Raw genomic sequence first — 16,645 nt, forward strand, 5'->3', positions numbered from 1 at the left:
ACCGAGGCAGACGCGCTAATTTGCAGCAATCGGCGCGAACGGCTTGGATGCGCCAGCGGCTTGGCGTAGACTGGAACATGCAAGTCACGACAAGAAGGAATAACTCCATGAGTGTTCGTGTATCCGGTAAACATATGGAAATCGGAGATTCTTTCCGCCAAAGAATCGAGGACCATATCGGGGAGGCGATAACCAAATACTTCGATGGCGGCTATTCAAGCCAAGTCATCGTCGAGAAGTCCGGGCCGCGGTTTTCGGCAGATTGCAAGGTGCATCTCGATACCGGAATTGTGTTCCACGCGGCCGGTGAGGCCAATGATCCGCAGGGCAGCTTCGATGCTGCCGCCGTGCGGATCGAGAAACGTTTGCGCCGCTACAAGCGCCGCCTGAAGGATCACCACGCCGGCAACCAGACCAACGGTTTTGCCGAAGTGGCTTATACGGTCATGGACCGCATACCCGACGAGGATGACGATGTGCCGGACGATTTCGCTCCGACGATCGTTGCCGAAACCACCAAGCAGTTGCGGACCATGTCGGTTGCGACCGCGGTGATGGCCCTCGATATGACCGACGAACCTGTGCTTCTTTTCCGCAGCGTGGGTGACGAGAAGCTTAACATCGTTTACAGGCGCCACGACGGCAATATTGGCTGGATCGACTCCACCAACATCAAGAACTAAAGAAACTCGGGAGGCGTCGGCAACGGCGCTTCCCACGCCATTGCGGCACAAAGGATTAAAAGAATGGCATTGGCAGATCTGCTGCATCCAGATGCGATTATCCCTGCCTTGAAAGTCTCCTCCAAGAAACAGCTTCTGCAGGAATTGGCCGCCAGGGCAGCCAAACTGACGGGTGTTTCCGAGCGGGAAATCTTCGACGTCATCCTTCAGCGTGAACGGCTGGGATCGACGGGGGTTGGACATGGCATCGCCATCCCGCATGGCAAGCTGAGCGGCATTTCGTCGATCAACGGCATTTTCGCGCGGCTGGAAAGCCCCGTCGATTTCGAAGCGCTGGACGATGAGCCGGTCGACCTCGTCTTCCTTCTGCTTGCTCCTGAAGGTGCAGGAGCAGACCATCTCAAGGCATTGTCGCGTATTGCCCGCGTGTTGCGCGACCAGGAACTTGTCGCCAAGCTGCGCCAGACCGATTCCGCATCCGCCCTCTACGCCTTCCTCAACGAAGAGCGCGCCAATAACGCCGCCTGAGCGCGGCTTTTTTCCTCAAGAAATGAGTGATCAGCAGGCGAGGTCGGCAACGACCGCGTCGAGGATCAGCATGCCGCTCGGCGTGCAGCGCAGCCTGGAATTGCCCAGCCGTTCGATGAAGCCATATTCGAGCAGGCGTTCTTCGCGCACCGGATCAGGGTCGCGGCCGGAGAGCTCCTGCCAGCGGGCGAGATCGACACCCTCCTTCAGACGCAGACCCATCAGCAGCAGTTCGTCCGCCTGTTCCTCATAACCGAGGATTTCCTGATCGATCATGCCGTGGCCTTGCGCTTCCACCTGTTCCAGCCAGGTCTCCGGCCGGCGTTCGGTGGCGGTGGCAATCTTGTTGCGGCCGCGGCTGAGCCGCCCATGGGCACCCGGGCCGATACCGGCATATTCGCCATAACGCCAATAGGTGAGGTTGTGCCGGCTTTCGGCACCGGGCCTGGCGTGGTTTGAAACCTCGTAGGCCGGCATGCCGTGACGGGCGGTAATCTCCTGGGTCGCCTCGTAGAGTGCTGCCGACTTGTCGTCATCCGGCACGATCAGCTTGCCTGCCTTGTGCAGGCCGTAGAAGGGCGTGCCTTCCTCGATTGTCAACTGGTAGAGCGACAGGTGGTCGACAGCATAGGAGATCGCTTCCTTCAGCTCCGCCTCCCAGGCCTCCACCGTCTGCTTCGGCCGGGCATAGATGAGATCGAAGGATATACGCGGAAATATTTCCCGCGCCAGCCGGATCGCCTTCAACGCATCCTCGACGTTGTGCAGGCGACCGAGGAATTTAAGGTCGGCATCATTGAGCGCCTGGACACCCATCGACACGCGGTTGACGCCAGCCGCCCTATAGCCGCGGAAACGCTCCGCCTCGACGCTCGAAGGGTTGGCCTCCATGGTGATCTCGATGCCGTCGGGCACGCTCCAGTGGCGTGCGATACCATTCAGGATCGCCTCCACGGTCGAAGGGGCCATCAGCGACGGGGTGCCACCGCCCAGGAAGATACTGGTGACGACCTTCGGGCCACTCATCTTCCGCATCGTTTCCATCTCTTTCAGGAAAGCGGCAGTGAAACGGGCCTGATCGACCGGCTGGTGGCGGACGTGGCTGTTGAAGTCACAATAAGGACATTTGGCAGCGCAGAACGGCCAATGAACGTAAACGCCGAAGCCCGGCTCGCCCGTATCGGGCAGCAGCGTATCGTGAGCGAGAGGAAAAACGGCGTTCACGGAAAATCAGGCCTCCAGGCAGGTCTCGACGAAAATCTTGAAGGCGCGGGCGCGGTGGGAAAGCGCCTCGGCATCACCCGGTTTCCAGCCGTGCTTTTCCTCGCTCGTCATCTCGCCGAAGGTCGTCTCGTAACCTTGCGGCTGAAAGATAGGGTCGTAACCGAAGCCGGCAGTGCCACGCGGCGGCCACGCGATCGTTCCTTCAACCTCGCCGCGGAAAATTTCGGTATGGCCATCCGGCCAGGCAAGGCACAGCACGCTGACGAAACGGCAGGTGCGCTTGTCAGGCGTGACGGCGCCCTTTTCCTTCAGCGCGTTCTCCACCTTTGCCATGGCCATCTGGAAATCGCGGCTGCCATCCTCGCGTTCCGCCCAGTTGGCGGTGTAGACGCCTGGCGCACCACCCAGCGCATCGATGACGATGCCGCTGTCGTCCGATAGAGCCGGCAGGCCAGATGCCTTGGCGGAGGCATGTGCCTTGATCGCCGCATTTTCCTCGAATGTCGTACCCGTCTCGTCCGGCTCGGCGAATTTAAGCTCCGCCGCCGACTTGGCCGAAAAGCCGAAAGGGCCGATCAGCTCGGCGATCTCCTGGATCTTGCCGGCATTGTGACTGGCAACGACGATGGTCTTGGTATCGAGCTTGCGCATGGTGTTCCGTTTAAACGTGATGATGACGGCGGTTGCCCTCATCCTAGCCCCTTCGCCGTAACCGGGCGAGCAGATTTACCCCGTGATACACCGCGTTCTCCGCAAGACGACGGGGGATATCCTCCTCCCCACATTAGGGAAGGAGGTAAGCGGCCGAATAAACGGCCGCCGCTTCCGGGTTCTTCAGCCGATAGCCTGCTTTTGCAGCGTGACCAGTTCCTGGGTACCGGCCTGCGCCAATGCAAGAAGCTGGAGCAGTTCATCCTGGCTGAACGGCTTGCCTTCGGCAGTGCCCTGGATCTCGACGATCCCACCGGAGCCGGTCATGACGAAATTGGCGTCCGTTTCGGCCGCTGAATCCTCAAGATAGTCCAGGTCGATTACCGGCTGATTGGCAAAGATGCCGCAGGAGATGGCAGCGACATGGTCCTTCAGGACCTTGTCGAGCTTGATCATCGAGCGCGTTTCCATCCATTTGAGGCAATCGTGCAGTGCGATCCAGCCGCCGGTGACGGAGGCCGTGCGGGTGCCGCCATCGGCCTGGATGACGTCGCAGTCAATGGTGATCTGCTTTTCGCCAAGCGCTTCGAGATCGACGACGGCGCGCAGCGAGCGGCCGATCAATCGCTGGATTTCCTGCGTGCGACCGCCCTGCTTGCCGGTTGCGGCCTCGCGCTTCATGCGATCGCCGGTGGCGCGCGGCAGCATGCCGTATTCCGCCGTTACCCAGCCCTTGCCGGTGTTACGCAGCCACGGCGGCGTCTTTTCCTCAAGGCTTGCCGTGCACAGCACATGCGTATCGCCGAACTTCACCAGACAGGAGCCCTCGGCGTGCTTGGAGAAATTGCGCTCAAAGGAAACCTTGCGCATCTGGTTTACTGGTCTGCCTGAAGGCCGCATGCATCACTCCCTATATACAATCCCTGCCTTCTAAGGTCGTCGGGCGCCATTTGCAAAGAAAAAGCCGACCTGGCGATGAGCAGTGACAATCGGCGCCGGTTTGGCGATTTCTCTTTTGAGGCGCCGCATTCACCGACTATATTTCGAAGACGACCAAATCGAGGTGACGTGAAAAGATGGAGTTTTCGGCGACTATGGGCATGGATGCCGGTTCGATGCTTGACGATCGCTCGCGTGAAATCTTTCGCCGGATCGTGGAGGGTTACCTGGAAACGGGCGAGCCACTGGGATCACGCAATCTCTCCCGCCTGCTGCCGATGTCGCTTTCGCCAGCCTCGGTGCGCAACGTGATGAGCGATCTGGAACAGCTTGGACTGATCTATTCGCCACATATCAGCGCCGGCCGCCTGCCCACGCAGAGCGGGCTGCGTTTCTTCGTCGATGCCTTCATGCAGACGGGTAGCCTTTCGGACGAGGAAAGAGCCAGCATCGACCGGCAGATCAGGCCGGTGGAACGCGACCAGACGCTGGAAAACCTGATGGCGGATGCCAGCCTGATGTTGTCCGGTGTGTCACGCGGTGCAGGGATCGTCATCACCACCAAAAGCGATCCTGTGCTCAAGCATGTGGAGTTCATCCGGCTGGAGCCGACCAAGGCGCTGGCCGTGCTTGTCGGCGACCACAACCAGATCGAAAACCGCATTATCGAACTGCCGGCGGGTGTCACCTCATCACAGTTGATCGAAGCGGCCAACTTCCTCAATGCTCATCTTGCGGGCCAGACATTGCCGGAATTCCGCGGCCAGCTGAAGCGGCTGAAAGCGCAGGTCCAGACGGAAGTCGATGCGCTGGCGCAGGACCTGATCGAGCGCGGACTGGCGGTATGGTCGGGCGACAGCGAGGAAGGCAAACCCACACAGCTGATTGTCCGGGGACGCGCCAATCTGCTGGAAGGGCTGGCCGAGACCTCCGATCTCGATCGGCTTCGGCTGCTGTTCGACGACCTTGAGAAAAAGGACAGCCTGATCGAGATCCTCGAACTAGCCGAGGCAGGCTCTGGCGTGCGGATCTTCATCGGGTCTGAAAACAAGCTGTTTTCACTCTCCGGCTCGTCGCTCATCGTGGCACCCTACCGCGACGGCGAGGATCGCATCGTCGGCGCAGTCGGGGTGATCGGCCCAACGCGGCTCAATTACTCCCGGGTGGTGCCGATGGTCGACTATACGGCCCAACTCATCGCCCGCCTGTCGCGAGGGGTGGTGTAAGTAGAGCTGAATGGGGTAAGTGGAAGGCAATAGGCGCAGAAGCCTTGATTTTTCCGCCGCAAACCTCGATATCCAGCGCAAAATTCAAGACACTGCAGCATCGTTGGCCAAATATGGCGCACAAATGATGCTGTAGCCTCATAGACCTGCGCGTCGCCCTTTCCGAATGCCAATCCGGGCCTTCGGGTCGACGCGCCCAGTAATCGGAGAACGTCATGACCGACGAAACCAAGAAGACCGGACCTGACGCAGCTTTCGCCGAAAATGCGGAAGCCATGGTGGACGCACTTGATGACGCAGCCGATCAGGATGCTGCAGAGATCCCGGCGTCGGAGCCCGATCCGATCGACGTGCTGAGAGCGGAAAACGGCGACCTGCGCGATCGCTTCCTGCGGCTTGCCGCCGACATGGACAATCTGCGCCGCCGCACCGATCGCGACGTGAAGGACGCCAAGGCTTATGCCGTTTCCGGCTTTGCCCGCGACATGCTGGCCGTGTCCGACAACCTGCGCCGTGCGCTGGATGCCGTGCCGGCCGATCAGCGCGCGGCGGCCGATGCGACGCTGACGACGCTGCTTGAAGGCGTCGAGATGACGGAACGCGCGATGCTTTCGACGCTTGAACGCCACGGCGTCAAGAAGATCGATGCCGAAGGTGAAAAGTTCGATCCTAACTTCCACCAGGCGATGTTCGAAGTTCCGAACCCGGCCGTTCCGAACAACACGGTCATCCAGGTCGTGCAGGCAGGCTTCACCATTGGTGACCGTGTGCTGCGCCCCGCCATGGTGGGCGTTGCCAAAGGCGGACCGAAGACCGAACCGGCAGCATAAGGTAGCCAATACGGCTGCAGCCTTCAGAGGAAGCGTGGCTCAGCGCTTCCTCAATGGGCCGTTTCGAGAGCCGAGCTCGCCAGAGAGCGGATCAGCGCAAGTTCCTGTTGCAGGTGTCGACGGGTGAGACGGTCGGTATCCGCCAGTGCACTGCCCTCATCGGCAGCAAGGGCGAATATTATATCGAGTTCGTCGAGCAAGCCGGGGTCCTTGATCGCCAGCAGAGTGATGACTGCTTTCAGAAGTTTGTCGTTCGCTGCGATCCGGGCACGCGCTTCGTCATTCATGATCGTCCTCCAGACATTCGATAAGAGATGTGGCGCCTTTGTCCAAAGCAAAGGGGTTGTCGGATGTTCCATCGAAAGAATTTCTGTTGACGATCATTTAAATGGCGGCGCCTAACGCTTGGATTGTACTTTGCCAGCGCAGAACAAACAGGGCGCGCAAAAGACTAAGCGTTAAGCTCTTGCGGCGGTAACGTGCAACCACCCGGTCGGCTGGCCGTCATAACCTCCGCCGGCATTTTCGGAGACCTCGATTGACGACCAGGGCAGCCGGCCATAGGTCGCCTCAAGCCAGCGGCGTTCCGGATTGTTGTAATAGCGGCCGAGACCATCCGCCCCTTCGACACCACCACTCTTGTAAGTCGCGTAGAAGAGACCGCCCGGCCGCAATGCACGATGAATGCGCGCGAGAATTCCGGCAAGCTCCGGCCGTGGCACATGGAGAAGGCAGGCATTCGCCCATATCCCATCAAACGCCCCGACGTTTTCGATGTCGCCGAACCGCAGGACCTGCACCTCGATGCCGAGACGGCGCTCTGCCTCTTTTGCCATCTGCTCAATGCCATCGGTCGGCGTTACACGAAAGCCGCGCTTAATCATCAAGGCGCTGTCTCGGCCGTTGCCACAGCCGAGTTCCAGAATTTCAGCCCCAGGTACCAATCTGGACAGGAAGGCGTCGATATGGCGGGTGGAGGGTTCGGATCGGTAATCGGCATAAACGGACGCATTTTCGGCGTAGAAGCGGACCGTGCCGTCGTCATGGGCCGACATGGCGTTCACTCAACGCTGAGACAGAAGCAGTTTCGTGCCGAAACCGACAAAAACCGTGGCGACACCCAGATCGATTTTGCGTTTTGCCTTCAGATAACCTGCCGCGACCCTCGGATGGGTAATGAGCGAGACCAGGCAAATATAATAGAGGCTTGAAACGGTGACCATGACGGCAATTGCCGCCAGCCCGTAGTGAAACGGCGTTCCTGCAGGCATGGTGGCGGCAAAAAGCGAGGCGACGAAAAGAGCCGATTTGGGATTGGCAAGATTTGTTGCCAGACCCATGCGATAGGCCGTCCTCAACGGGATATCGATCTTACCGGGGAAAAGATCAGGCGTCGCCCTTGCCCTTCGAACGTCGAGAAAGACGCGGATACCCAGCCATAAGAGATAGAGACCTCCGGCAATCTTCAATGCGAGATAGGCGAATGGAGCGGCCTGGAAAAGCACGTTGATGCCGAGCCAGCCGGCTATACCCCAGCACAGGGTTCCAGTGATGGTGCCAAGAGCGGCAAAGACCGCCGCCCGGCGAGGTGCGGTCAGGCAATAGCGGATTACAAGAAGCGTGTTGGGACCTGGCGTCACACAGGCAACGGCCCAGATCATGGCGACGGACAGAAGAAACACCAACGCGCCTCGCTGCTAAAACAATCCCTAGCAGAAACGCATGCGCCTTCGGGCTATGGCCCGTCAAGCAATAACGCGAGATTCAAGAACCGTTCGGCCCGCAACGAAAAATGGACCGCCCTTGTGGGGCGATCCATCGAAACGGCTTCAATCAAGCAAAGTGATCAGGCGTTGTTTTCGTTGATCAGGCGCTTCAGGAGTTCGACCTCATGGCCGAGCTTCGTGTCTGCACCAATCAATTCCTCGATCTTGCGCACCGCATGCAGCACGGTGGTGTGATCGCGACCACCAAAACGGCGGCCGATTTCCGGGAACGAACGCGGGGTCATGGTCTTTGCCAGATACATAGCAATCTGGCGCGGCTTGACAATCACGCGGGTACGGCGGTTCGAAACCAGTTCCTGGCGCGATACGTTGTAATGACGGGCAACGACGCGCTGGATATCTTCGATACGGACACGACGAGCTTCACCGGCACCGACAAGATGCGCAAGAAGTTCGTCGACGCGCTCGATCGAGAGCGACGGTTCGAACGAACGACGGAACAGAAGCTGGTTGAACGCACCTTCCAGTTCACGGCCGCTGCTGGCCACATTGCGCGCCACATGCGACAGAATTTCGGCCGGAATGTCGAGCGACGGGTCATCCTGCTTGGCGCTTTGAAGGCGACCCTTCAGCATTTCCAGGCGCATGTCGTATTCGGGTGCCTCGAGCTCGATGGCAACACCGCCCTGAAGGCGTGAACGAACACGCGGATCAAGCGATTCCAATTCCCAGGGCGCACGGTCAGCCGCAACGACGACCTGCTTGGCACTGTCGAGCAGCATGTTGAGAAGATGGCAGAACTCGTTCTGGATCATCTTGCCCTGCAGGAACTGCATGTCGTCGATGATCAGCAGATCAATGTGACGCAGCGAGTCCTTGAGTGTCAGGGCATCGTTGTCGCGGATGGCGGTGGCAAAGCGCCACATGAAATATTCGGCGGTCAGATAGACGACCCGCGGATTGCGGGCACTGCCGACGGCCGCGTTGGCGATCGCCTGAAGAAGATGCGTCTTGCCGAGACCGACATTGGAATGAATGAAAAGCGGATTGAAACGAACCGCTCCGGCACCCGCCTCGGCGATCGTCTTTGCAGCGGCAAGTGCCACGCGGTTGGACGAGCCTTCGATGAAGGTTTCAAACGTGTAGCGGCTGTCGAGCGGCGAACCAAACAACGGTCCGGACTGTGGGTTGCGCATGACGGGCGCTGCAGCCGGCGTCGGAAACGCGGCGATCTTGCCGATTTCGCGAGGCTGGGAGCTGCGCGCGACATTGGCAGCAGCACCACTCTCGATGGCCCGAGGCCGCTCGTCCTCGACACCTGCAATCCTGGTAACGCGGCTTGCGGTGCGCACGAGGATTTCCACTTTGAGGATTTCCTTGTCTTCCGCCTGGAAGATCGTGGTGATGAGGTCGAGATACCGGTTGTTGATCCAGGACTTCAGAAAAGTCGTCGGAACAGTCAGCCTGACCACACTCTTCGATACGGAATGGAGCTTAAGCCGGGCAAACCAGCTCGCATAGACATCCTGACCGACCTGTGCCTTCAAACGTATGCTGAACCGCTCGAAAAGAGCATCATGCTGCATTTCCGCTGTTTCCCCTGCCGCTTGCGGGCAAACTGAATCGAACCCCTGTCGCGCATGGTCCCCTTTACCAAGTGCACGAGCCGATACGGTATTCATCTGCATTAGTTGCCGCCTTTTGAATGGAGCCTGGCGAATTCCTTTCGCCAGACATAATCTTGAATTCCACGGAAGCCCTTCCCCTGTCGGAGAAAGGCCATAACCCTCCCTGGTCCCACTTCATCCGCCAGAACGAAGTTCGCCGTCCGACCACCTCGCAACGGTCAGCTGGCATGGGTCTTCCGAGGCGCCTCATCCTCGACATGACGCGCCAATATACATTCGATCCCCGACGACCACCGAGGCGATCCGCGGGCACAAAACGACTGCCTCCGAAAAGCGGGTAGCTTTTCGGTGTGCAACCGAAGGTTTATGGGAAACGGGCATATCCATCCCGCAGCAAGGAACACGAAACTACCGCTGCCACCTCTCGACGAGGCAGTAAACGAAAGCTCCTGAAGTTGTCCCCGAGCCCCTTGCTGAAGCCATTTAGGCAGGATCACCTGGCAAGATCAACAGCGTTTTTTACCCAAAATTAATGGCCAGCCGTTGACTCTTGCCGCGTGTTTCAAATGTCGCAGGGGGCGTCAGAAAGAATCGCTGTTGAATCAATGGGATTCAAATTTGGCTATCTCCAGCCGTCATGATTCACAGGAAAAATAAAAAATCGCTTGACTCAAATCCACCCCGAAGAGGGAGGGGTCAGCCCCTCACGGAAGTTCAACTACCTCCCATAAGCCTCTAATTAATATGAGTTTTTTCTGTCACGACCTTGACACTAATTTGTTATTGAGCCGGACAATGACCGATAATTCTGGCAGAATCACAGAAAGCCCGGTCGCGAGACCAGGCTTTCATAAAAGACTAAAATAGTTAGCCGGATTAAGCTGCGAGAGCCTTCACACGAGCAGCAAGACGGGACACCTTGCGGGATGCCGTGTTGCTGTGAAGGACGCCCTTGGTAGCGGCGCGAGCGATCTCCGGCTGGGCAGCCTTGAGTGCTGCTGCAGCAACGGCGACATCGCCCGTTGCGATAGCTTCTTCAACCTTGCGGATGAAGCCACGGACACGCGAACGGCGAGCCTTGTTGACTGCGGTACGGCTAGCGATCTTGCGGGTCGCCTTTTTAGCCGAAGTTGTATTGGCCATTTCATGCCTCTCTACGAATTCGAACCAACACTCCACGGTTGCCGCCGGTCCTGCGACCCATTATCCAGCAATTCGGGAGCAACGGAGGAAGCCATGAAGAGGCTTTCCCAACTGTGGGCGGGCATATAGCGGGAATAGCCGGCCCAGTCAACGCGCTTTTTAGGCTGCTAGCGGTTGGAAAAGGCAGGTTTGCGCTTTTCAACGAAGGCGGCCATGCCTTCCTTCTGATCGGCGGTGGCAAAAAGTGACTGGAACAGCCGCCGCTCGAAACGCAGGCCTTCCGCCAGCGTTGCTTCGAATGACCTGTTGACGGCCTCCTTGGCCATCAGAACGGATGCGCGGGAAAAACCTGCGATCTTCTCTGCAGCAGCCAGCGCCTCGTCCAGCTGCTTGCCCGCATCGACCACACGCGAGACCAACCCTGCGCGCTCCGCTTCGGCTGCATCCATCATCCGGCCGGTCAATAGCATGTCCATCGCCTTGGCCTTGCCGACAGCGCGCGCCAGACGTTGCGAGCCACCAATCCCCGGAATGATACCCAGGGTAATTTCCGGCTGACCAAACCTTGCCGTATCAGAGGCGATGATGAAGTCGCACATCATGGCCAGCTCGCAGCCGCCGCCAAGCGCAAAACCCGACACCGCGGCGATCAAAGGCTTGCGAAAACGAGAGATCGCATCCCATCCCGAGATGAAGTCGCCGACATAGGCGTCAACGAAATCAAGCGACTGCATTTCCTTGATGTCGGCACCGGCGGCGAACGCCTTGTCCGAACCCGTCAGCACGACGGCAGCCACACCGTCATCCTTGTCATAGGCGGCAAGTGCCGCCGTCAGCTCGGCCATCATGGTGGAATTCAAGGCATTGAGGGCTTTGGGACGGTTCAGCGTGACGATCGCGACAGCGTCACGGGTTTGCGTCAATATCGTTTCGTAGGTCACGGGTTTCCTCGTTACTTCTGGCAGGTGGCGCAATAAAATGTAGACCGGCCGGACTGGGTGATGCGGGCGACCGTACCGGCGCATCCGGGCATGCGGCAAGCTCCGCCTTCCCGATCGTAGACGGCGAAGGAATGCTGGAAGTAACCGAGCGATCCGTCCGTCTGGATGTGATCGCGCAATGACGACCCACCTGCGGCGATGGCGTCGGCGATAACGGCGCGGATTGCGTCCGTCAGGTGCAGCAGCTCCTTTTTCGGCTTTCCGCCGGGAGTGACGAGCGAGCCCGACTGACGCTTGGGCGACAGATGCGAACGCCATAAAGCCTCGCAGACATAGATGTTGCCAAGACCGGCGATGACGCTCTGGTCAAGCAGTGCACCCTTCAGTGGCTGGCTCTTGCCCCGTAAACGAGCGGCTAGATAATCGGCATCGAGAGCGTTGCCGGTCGGCTCCGGCCCCAGTTCGGCAAAGGCCGGATAAAGATCGAGGCCACTGCGCTTCCACAGATGCATGAAGCCGAAACGGCGCGGATCATTATAGATGACCTTGCGCGCACCGGCCGCACCCTCAAGATGGATGACGACATGGTCGTGTTTTGCATCCTTCGAACGAGCGTGGTGAAACTCGCCCTGAACCTCCTCCTCGATGCGGAACGATCCCGACATGCCGAGATGGCTGATCAGCGTCAGATCGTCTTCCAGGTCGATCAGCAGATATTTGGCCCGCCGCCCAAGCGAAACAATCTTCCGGCCCACCACTTTTTCAGCAAAGGCATCCGGCAGCGGAAACCGCAGATCGGGGCGATTGAGCTTGAGCCCGGTGACGATTGCGCCTTCCATCACCGGGGCGAGCCCGCGTCTGACCGTTTCGACCTCTGGCAATTCGGGCATGAATACCTAACTTCCTGTTTCAACGACGGCGCCGGTGATCTATAGACCGGACTTAAGATTACAATTCATCCATAGAGCCATCCATCAGATAGCGATCGGCAATCCTTTTCGCTACGGTCGAGCGGCTTAAGACAAGACATCAAGGAGCAGTCGATGACCGAAGCCCGAACCGGCGCCCAGGGCGGAATGGAAACCTCCTATGGCTTCCGCCAGGTGGCAGACGGAGAAAAACAGGGTCTGGTCAACGACGTCTTCCACAAGGTCGCCAAGCGCTACGATATCATGAATGACGTGATGTCGGCCGGCATGCACCGGGTCTGGAAGGATGCAATGATCGCGGCGCTCTCGCCACGCAAGGAAGAGGGCTACAAGACGCTGGACGTTGCCGGCGGCACCGGCGACATCGCGTTTCGCATCGTCGAAGCGTCCGGCCGCCGCGCGCATACGACCGTACTCGATATCAACGGTTCGATGCTGGCCGTCGGCGCCGAGCGCGCGGTAAAGAAGAAGCTTTCCGACAATCTCGATTTCGTCGAGGCGAATGCGGAATCTCTGCCCTTCGAAGACAATTCCTTCGACGCTTACACGGTTGCCTTCGGCATCCGCAACGTGCCGCGTATCGATGTGGCGCTGTCGGAAGCCTATCGGGTGCTGAAGCGCGGCGGCCGTCTGCTGGTGCTGGAATTTTCCGAAGTCGACATGCCGCTGCTCGACAAGTTCTATGAGGAATGGTCGTTCAAGGCGATCCCGCAATTCGGCAAGATGATCACCGGCGAGGCCGAACCCTACCAGTATCTGGTGGAATCGATCCGCAAATTCCCCAACCAGGAAAATTTCGCCGCGATGATCCGCACTGCCGGTTTTTCGCGCGTGACCTATACGAATTACACCGGCGGTATCGCCGCGCTGCATTCCGGCTGGAAACTCTGAACGCATGAGCACGATCGGCGCTTATTTCCGGCTCGCCCGCGTCGGCTGGGTTCTTGTTCGCGAGGGTGTGGTTTCCGCACTACCGACCGAGGACATGCCGCCGGCTGTCGGCTTTGCCAAATCGCTCTTGGAGCCGCTTGCCCGCTTCCGGGCCAAGAAGCAGGCGCGCAGCGAGCGGCTGACGCGGGCCGTCGACAGGCTCGGGCCTTCCTATGTGAAGATCGGCCAGTTTCTAGCCACCCGTCCGGATGTCGTCGGCGTCGACTGGGCCGTCGATCTTGCCATGCTGCAGGACAGGATGGCGTTTTTCCCGACCGAGGCTGCGAAATCCGCAATCCAGGCTTCACTCGGCCGGCCGATCGACGATCTTTACACATCCTTCGAGGAGCCGATCGCGGCGGCCTCGATCGCTCAGGTTCATCCGGCCACAGTCCACGGCAAAAAGGTCGCTGTGAAGGTCGTGCGTCCGGGCGTGCGCCAACGTTTCGCCCATGACATCGAAGGCATGTATGTGGTCGCCCACATGCAGGAGCGGCTGATGCCCTCCAGCCGGCGGCTTCGCCCGATCGAGGTGACGCGGACGCTGGAACAGACGACCAAGATGGAGATGGACCTGCGCCTTGAGGCCGCGGCCCTTTCCGAAATCGCCGAAAACACCAAGGACGATCCCGGCTTCCGCGTGCCGGTCGTCGATTGGGAACGCACCGGCCGCGACGTGTTGACCATGGAGTGGATCGACGGCGCCAAGATGAACGATATCGAGGCTCTGCGCGCCGCCGGCCACGATCTCGAAAAGCTTGCCGAAGTGCTGATCCAGTCCTTCCTGCGCCACACGCTGCGCGACGGCTTTTTCCATGGCGACATGCATCCGGGCAATCTGTTTGTCGATGCGTCGGGCACGATCATCGCCGTCGACATGGGCATTACCGGGCGGTTGGGAAAGAAGGAAAGGCGTTTCCTCGCGGAAATCCTGTTCGGCTTCATCACCCGCGATTACATGCGCGTCGCCGAGGTCCACTTCGAGGCCGGCTACGTGCCGGCACATCACGATATTGCAGCCTTTGCCCAGGCGATCCGTGCGATCGGCGAGCCGATCCATGGTCAGCCGGCGGAAACAATCTCCATGGCACGGCTGCTGGCCCTGCTGTTCGAAGTGACGGATCTGTTCGAGATGCAGACCCGGCCGGAACTGATCCTCTTGCAGAAGACCATGGTCGTCGTCGAGGGCGTCTCGCGCATGCTGAACCCGCGTTTCAACATGTGGAAGGCATCGGAACCTGTCGTTGGACAGTGGATCCGTGACAATCTGGGTCCCAAGCGCATCGTGTCCGATCTCAAGGACGGCGCCAAAGCGGCGATCAAGCTTGCCGAAGCCCTGCCGGAGATTGCGATCAAGACCGAGACGCTGCACCGAGAACTGGTCGCCATGAGCGAAAACGGGCTGCGCTTCGACCCCCAAACGGCCGAAGCAATCGGCAAGGCGGAAGCACGCCACAGCCGTTACGGCCGGCTGGCTCTGTGGATCATCGCTTTGTCGCTGCTTTATATCGCCATTACCCATTGAGGCGGTGCGGCGCGATCGGGTTGTCCGTATTTTGGGATATCCCGCATGGTGCCGCGTGCAATAGTGTGGCACCGGCCTGAATGAGGAAGCCGATGCCGCAAACCCAGATCCATATTGAACTCACCGGTCAACCGCTTGGCTTCGCGGAACTGCTGGTAATCGGCGATGGTAGCGCAAGGGTTACCGCCGATCGCCAAGGCATGGCCCGCGTGGTGGCTGCGCGCGCCGTGCTGGAACAGGCGATCGCAGACGGCATGCCCGTTTATGGCGCGACGACCGGCGTCGGTGCGATGAAGGATATCGCCTGGTCGAATGACGAACTCGACCAGTTCAATCTCGGGCTGGTGCGTGCCCATCATTTCGGCACGGGCGAACCTTTTCCGATCTCGGTCGTGCGCAATGCGATCGCGCTTCGGGTCAATACCGCGCTGTCCGGTTATGTCGGCTGCACGCCGGAACTGGTGGAAAGTTATCTCGAGCTGCTCAAGGCCGACGTGATCCCGATCGTGCGGCGTACCGGTTCGATCGGCTGCGCCGATATCGGCCTGATGGGGCAGATCGGCGCGGTGCTGACCGGTGTCGGCGAGGCCGTCTACCGGGGCCAGCGCATGCCGGCGGCCGAAGCGTTCAAGGCGGCCGGAATTCTGCCGCAGCGTATGGCGCCACGCGACAGCCTTGCCTCGCTCAGCGTCAATGCCGTCAGCTTTGCCGCAGCGGCCCGCACGATGCGGGGTGCCGCCGGTGCGCTGAGGGTGCTGCTTGCCACCGGTCTTGCCTCATCCGGCGCCATGGGTGCCTCACGCGATCCCTGGCTTGCGGTCACCCATCTGGGCACCCCGCGCGAAGCGATGATCGGCTCCTGGCTGCTTACTGCATCACAGGGCTGGGCCTGGCCGAGCGGGACCCATGTGCAGGACCCGCTCAGCCTCAGGATGATACCCCAGGTGTTCGGTGCCGTTTTCGAAAGCGTACTGAGTTCCGGCCACAAGATTCTTGCCGCAACAGGGCGCTCGGACGACAATCCTGTCATCGTCGAGGGTCGCGTGCTGACCTCCGGAGGATCGCTGCCGCTCGACGTCACCGTGCTGATGGAATCGGCGGTGTTGTGCATGGCACATGCGGCACGCAACTCGTTCAACCGCTGCGTCCTGCTCGGCAGCGGCCAGCGGCGCGACCTGCCGGTCAATCTGGTGCCGCCGGGTGTGATCGCCACCGGTTTCGGCCCGATCATCAAGCTTGCTGGCGATATCTTCTCGCGGGTGCTGTCGATGAGCAATCCGGTTTCGGCCCAGTCGCTCGTCGTTGCCGGCGGGATGGAGGACGAAGCGGCCTTCCTGCCGCTCGTCATCGAGCGGTTCGAGCGGCAAGTGCGGGCGCTGCGGCGCCTTGCAGGGCTGGAGGCGCTGCTTGCCGCGCAGGCGATGGATATTCACGGCGACGAACCGGGAGGTGCGGTCGGGCTGATCTACGAGGTGGTGCGCAAACATGCCGCCTTCTATACCATCGACCGGGCGTTATCGGCCGAGGTGGAAGCGATCGAAGAGGAGCTTGCCTCCGATGAATTCCTCGAAAGGCTGATTGCCATTTCGCCCATCCATGCCATCGACGATTTCTTCGCGCTTGGTGGTTTCGGCATGCAGGGGATCGAGGCGTAACCTCGTTTTGATTGCAAAATAAGCTGCCGGCGCCGCCTGCCCATCGACTGACGCAACCGGGCCTTGATTCCGCCAGCTTCTTCATC

At 59.7% G+C, this 16,645-nt stretch carries 17 protein-coding genes; 7 read left to right on the top strand and 10 right to left on the bottom strand.

What is annotated here, in order from left to right; all coding sequences use genetic code 11:
- Window positions 1–107: 107 nt before the first annotated feature.
- Window positions 108–683 carry a ribosome hibernation-promoting factor, HPF/YfiA family gene (gene hpf / locus AC2GXZ_RS10170; protein ID WP_483759401.1) on the top strand — a complete coding sequence of 192 codons (576 nt, stop codon included), beginning with the start codon at window positions 108–110 and terminating at the stop codon, window positions 681–683.
- 63 nt (window positions 684–746) lie between these two features.
- Window positions 747–1,211: a PTS IIA-like nitrogen regulatory protein PtsN gene (ptsN, locus tag AC2GXZ_RS10175; RefSeq protein ID WP_483759027.1), complete on the top strand. Its 465-nt coding sequence runs from the start codon at window positions 747–749 to the stop codon at window positions 1,209–1,211.
- Between the two features lie 30 nt (window positions 1,212–1,241).
- Here the strand turns inward: ptsN and hemW are convergent, their stop codons facing one another.
- The 3 genes from hemW to rph all read right to left on the bottom strand — a co-directional run bounded on the left by hemW (window position 1,242) and on the right by rph (window position 3,986).
- On the bottom strand, window positions 1,242–2,435 hold the full coding sequence (gene hemW, locus AC2GXZ_RS10180) for a radical SAM family heme chaperone HemW (RefSeq protein ID WP_483759028.1): 1,194 nt from the start codon (window positions 2,433–2,435) through the stop codon (window positions 1,242–1,244).
- A 6-nt stretch (window positions 2,436–2,441) separates the two neighbouring features.
- The gene (gene rdgB / locus AC2GXZ_RS10185; protein WP_483759402.1) at window positions 2,442–3,086 is read right to left on the bottom strand and encodes an RdgB/HAM1 family non-canonical purine NTP pyrophosphatase; all 645 of its coding nucleotides are present in this window, start codon (window positions 3,084–3,086) and stop codon (window positions 2,442–2,444) included.
- A 183-nt stretch (window positions 3,087–3,269) separates the two neighbouring features.
- Window positions 3,270–3,986, bottom strand: a complete 717-nt coding sequence (gene rph, locus AC2GXZ_RS10190; RefSeq protein ID WP_483759029.1) for a ribonuclease PH — start codon at window positions 3,984–3,986, stop codon at window positions 3,270–3,272.
- A 176-nt stretch (window positions 3,987–4,162) separates the two neighbouring features.
- Here rph and hrcA point away from each other — a divergent pair, with 176 nt between their 5' ends.
- Together hrcA and grpE are read left to right on the top strand one after the other, a co-directional pair.
- A complete protein-coding gene (hrcA, locus tag AC2GXZ_RS10195) occupies window positions 4,163–5,251 on the top strand; it encodes a heat-inducible transcriptional repressor HrcA (protein WP_483759030.1) in 1,089 nt (362 codons plus the stop codon).
- Window positions 5,252–5,466: 215 nt separating this feature from the next.
- Complete coding sequence (grpE, locus tag AC2GXZ_RS10200) at window positions 5,467–6,081, top strand: nucleotide exchange factor GrpE (protein WP_483759031.1); 615 nt, start codon at window positions 5,467–5,469, stop codon at window positions 6,079–6,081.
- Window positions 6,082–6,131: 50 nt separating this feature from the next.
- Here grpE and AC2GXZ_RS10205 read toward each other — a convergent pair whose 3' ends face one another.
- From AC2GXZ_RS10205 to mutM, 7 genes are all read right to left on the bottom strand, one after another.
- Window positions 6,132–6,368 (bottom strand): hypothetical protein, encoded by a 237-nt coding sequence (locus tag AC2GXZ_RS10205; protein WP_483759032.1) that lies wholly within the window; start codon window positions 6,366–6,368, stop codon window positions 6,132–6,134.
- A gap of 171 nt (window positions 6,369–6,539) precedes the next feature.
- Window positions 6,540–7,136 carry a class I SAM-dependent methyltransferase gene (locus AC2GXZ_RS10210; protein WP_483759033.1) on the bottom strand — a complete coding sequence of 199 codons (597 nt, stop codon included), beginning with the start codon at window positions 7,134–7,136 and terminating at the stop codon, window positions 6,540–6,542.
- A gap of 9 nt (window positions 7,137–7,145) precedes the next feature.
- Complete coding sequence (locus AC2GXZ_RS10215; RefSeq protein WP_483759034.1) at window positions 7,146–7,763, bottom strand: LysE family translocator; 618 nt, start codon at window positions 7,761–7,763, stop codon at window positions 7,146–7,148.
- Between the two features lie 164 nt (window positions 7,764–7,927).
- Window positions 7,928–9,496 (bottom strand): chromosomal replication initiator protein DnaA, encoded by a 1,569-nt coding sequence (dnaA, locus tag AC2GXZ_RS10220; protein ID WP_483759035.1) that lies wholly within the window; start codon window positions 9,494–9,496, stop codon window positions 7,928–7,930.
- A gap of 816 nt (window positions 9,497–10,312) precedes the next feature.
- Window positions 10,313–10,579 (bottom strand): 30S ribosomal protein S20, encoded by a 267-nt coding sequence (gene rpsT, locus AC2GXZ_RS10225; protein ID WP_483759036.1) that lies wholly within the window; start codon window positions 10,577–10,579, stop codon window positions 10,313–10,315.
- 167 nt (window positions 10,580–10,746) lie between these two features.
- On the bottom strand, window positions 10,747–11,520 hold the full coding sequence (locus AC2GXZ_RS10230) for an enoyl-CoA hydratase (protein ID WP_483759037.1): 774 nt from the start codon (window positions 11,518–11,520) through the stop codon (window positions 10,747–10,749).
- A gap of 11 nt (window positions 11,521–11,531) precedes the next feature.
- Window positions 11,532–12,410: a bifunctional DNA-formamidopyrimidine glycosylase/DNA-(apurinic or apyrimidinic site) lyase gene (gene mutM, locus AC2GXZ_RS10235; protein ID WP_483759038.1), complete on the bottom strand. Its 879-nt coding sequence runs from the start codon at window positions 12,408–12,410 to the stop codon at window positions 11,532–11,534.
- A gap of 153 nt (window positions 12,411–12,563) precedes the next feature.
- Here mutM and ubiE point away from each other — a divergent pair, with 153 nt between their 5' ends.
- The 3 genes from ubiE (at window position 12,564) to AC2GXZ_RS10250 (ending at window position 16,559) form a co-directional block, all read left to right on the top strand.
- Window positions 12,564–13,340, top strand: a complete 777-nt coding sequence (ubiE, locus tag AC2GXZ_RS10240; RefSeq protein WP_483759039.1) for a bifunctional demethylmenaquinone methyltransferase/2-methoxy-6-polyprenyl-1,4-benzoquinol methylase UbiE — start codon at window positions 12,564–12,566, stop codon at window positions 13,338–13,340.
- A 4-nt stretch (window positions 13,341–13,344) separates the two neighbouring features.
- Window positions 13,345–14,904 (top strand): 2-polyprenylphenol 6-hydroxylase, encoded by a 1,560-nt coding sequence (gene ubiB / locus AC2GXZ_RS10245; protein WP_483759040.1) that lies wholly within the window; start codon window positions 13,345–13,347, stop codon window positions 14,902–14,904.
- Between the two features lie 92 nt (window positions 14,905–14,996).
- Window positions 14,997–16,559 carry an aromatic amino acid ammonia-lyase gene (locus tag AC2GXZ_RS10250; RefSeq protein WP_483759041.1) on the top strand — a complete coding sequence of 521 codons (1,563 nt, stop codon included), beginning with the start codon at window positions 14,997–14,999 and terminating at the stop codon, window positions 16,557–16,559.
- Window positions 16,560–16,645: the final 86 nt, after the last annotated feature.

This window comes from Aliirhizobium sp. YIM B11859, from assembly GCF_057163345.1.

What these genes read in the sequence shown, in the direction of transcription:
- hpf (WP_483759401.1), top strand. Translation starts at nt 108, where the DNA reads ATGAGTGTTCGTGTATCCGGTAAACATATGGAAATCGGAGATTCTTTC.
- ptsN (WP_483759027.1), top strand. Translation starts at nt 747, where the DNA reads ATGGCATTGGCAGATCTGCTGCATCCAGATGCGATTATCCCTGCCTTG.
- rdgB (WP_483759402.1), bottom strand. Translation starts at nt 3,086, where the DNA reads ATGCGCAAGCTCGATACCAAGACCATCGTCGTTGCCAGTCACAATGCC.
- rph (WP_483759029.1), bottom strand. Translation starts at nt 3,986, where the DNA reads ATGCGGCCTTCAGGCAGACCAGTAAACCAGATGCGCAAGGTTTCCTTT.
- hrcA (WP_483759030.1), top strand. Translation starts at nt 4,163, where the DNA reads ATGGAGTTTTCGGCGACTATGGGCATGGATGCCGGTTCGATGCTTGAC.
- grpE (WP_483759031.1), top strand. Translation starts at nt 5,467, where the DNA reads ATGACCGACGAAACCAAGAAGACCGGACCTGACGCAGCTTTCGCCGAA.
- AC2GXZ_RS10205 (WP_483759032.1), bottom strand. Translation starts at nt 6,368, where the DNA reads ATGAATGACGAAGCGCGTGCCCGGATCGCAGCGAACGACAAACTTCTG.
- AC2GXZ_RS10210 (WP_483759033.1), bottom strand. Translation starts at nt 7,136, where the DNA reads ATGTCGGCCCATGACGACGGCACGGTCCGCTTCTACGCCGAAAATGCG.
- dnaA (WP_483759035.1), bottom strand. Translation starts at nt 9,496, where the DNA reads ATGCAGATGAATACCGTATCGGCTCGTGCACTTGGTAAAGGGGACCAT.
- rpsT (WP_483759036.1), bottom strand. Translation starts at nt 10,579, where the DNA reads ATGGCCAATACAACTTCGGCTAAAAAGGCGACCCGCAAGATCGCTAGC.
- mutM (WP_483759038.1), bottom strand. Translation starts at nt 12,410, where the DNA reads ATGCCCGAATTGCCAGAGGTCGAAACGGTCAGACGCGGGCTCGCCCCG.
- ubiE (WP_483759039.1), top strand. Translation starts at nt 12,564, where the DNA reads ATGACCGAAGCCCGAACCGGCGCCCAGGGCGGAATGGAAACCTCCTAT.
- ubiB (WP_483759040.1), top strand. Translation starts at nt 13,345, where the DNA reads ATGAGCACGATCGGCGCTTATTTCCGGCTCGCCCGCGTCGGCTGGGTT.
- AC2GXZ_RS10250 (WP_483759041.1), top strand. Translation starts at nt 14,997, where the DNA reads ATGCCGCAAACCCAGATCCATATTGAACTCACCGGTCAACCGCTTGGC.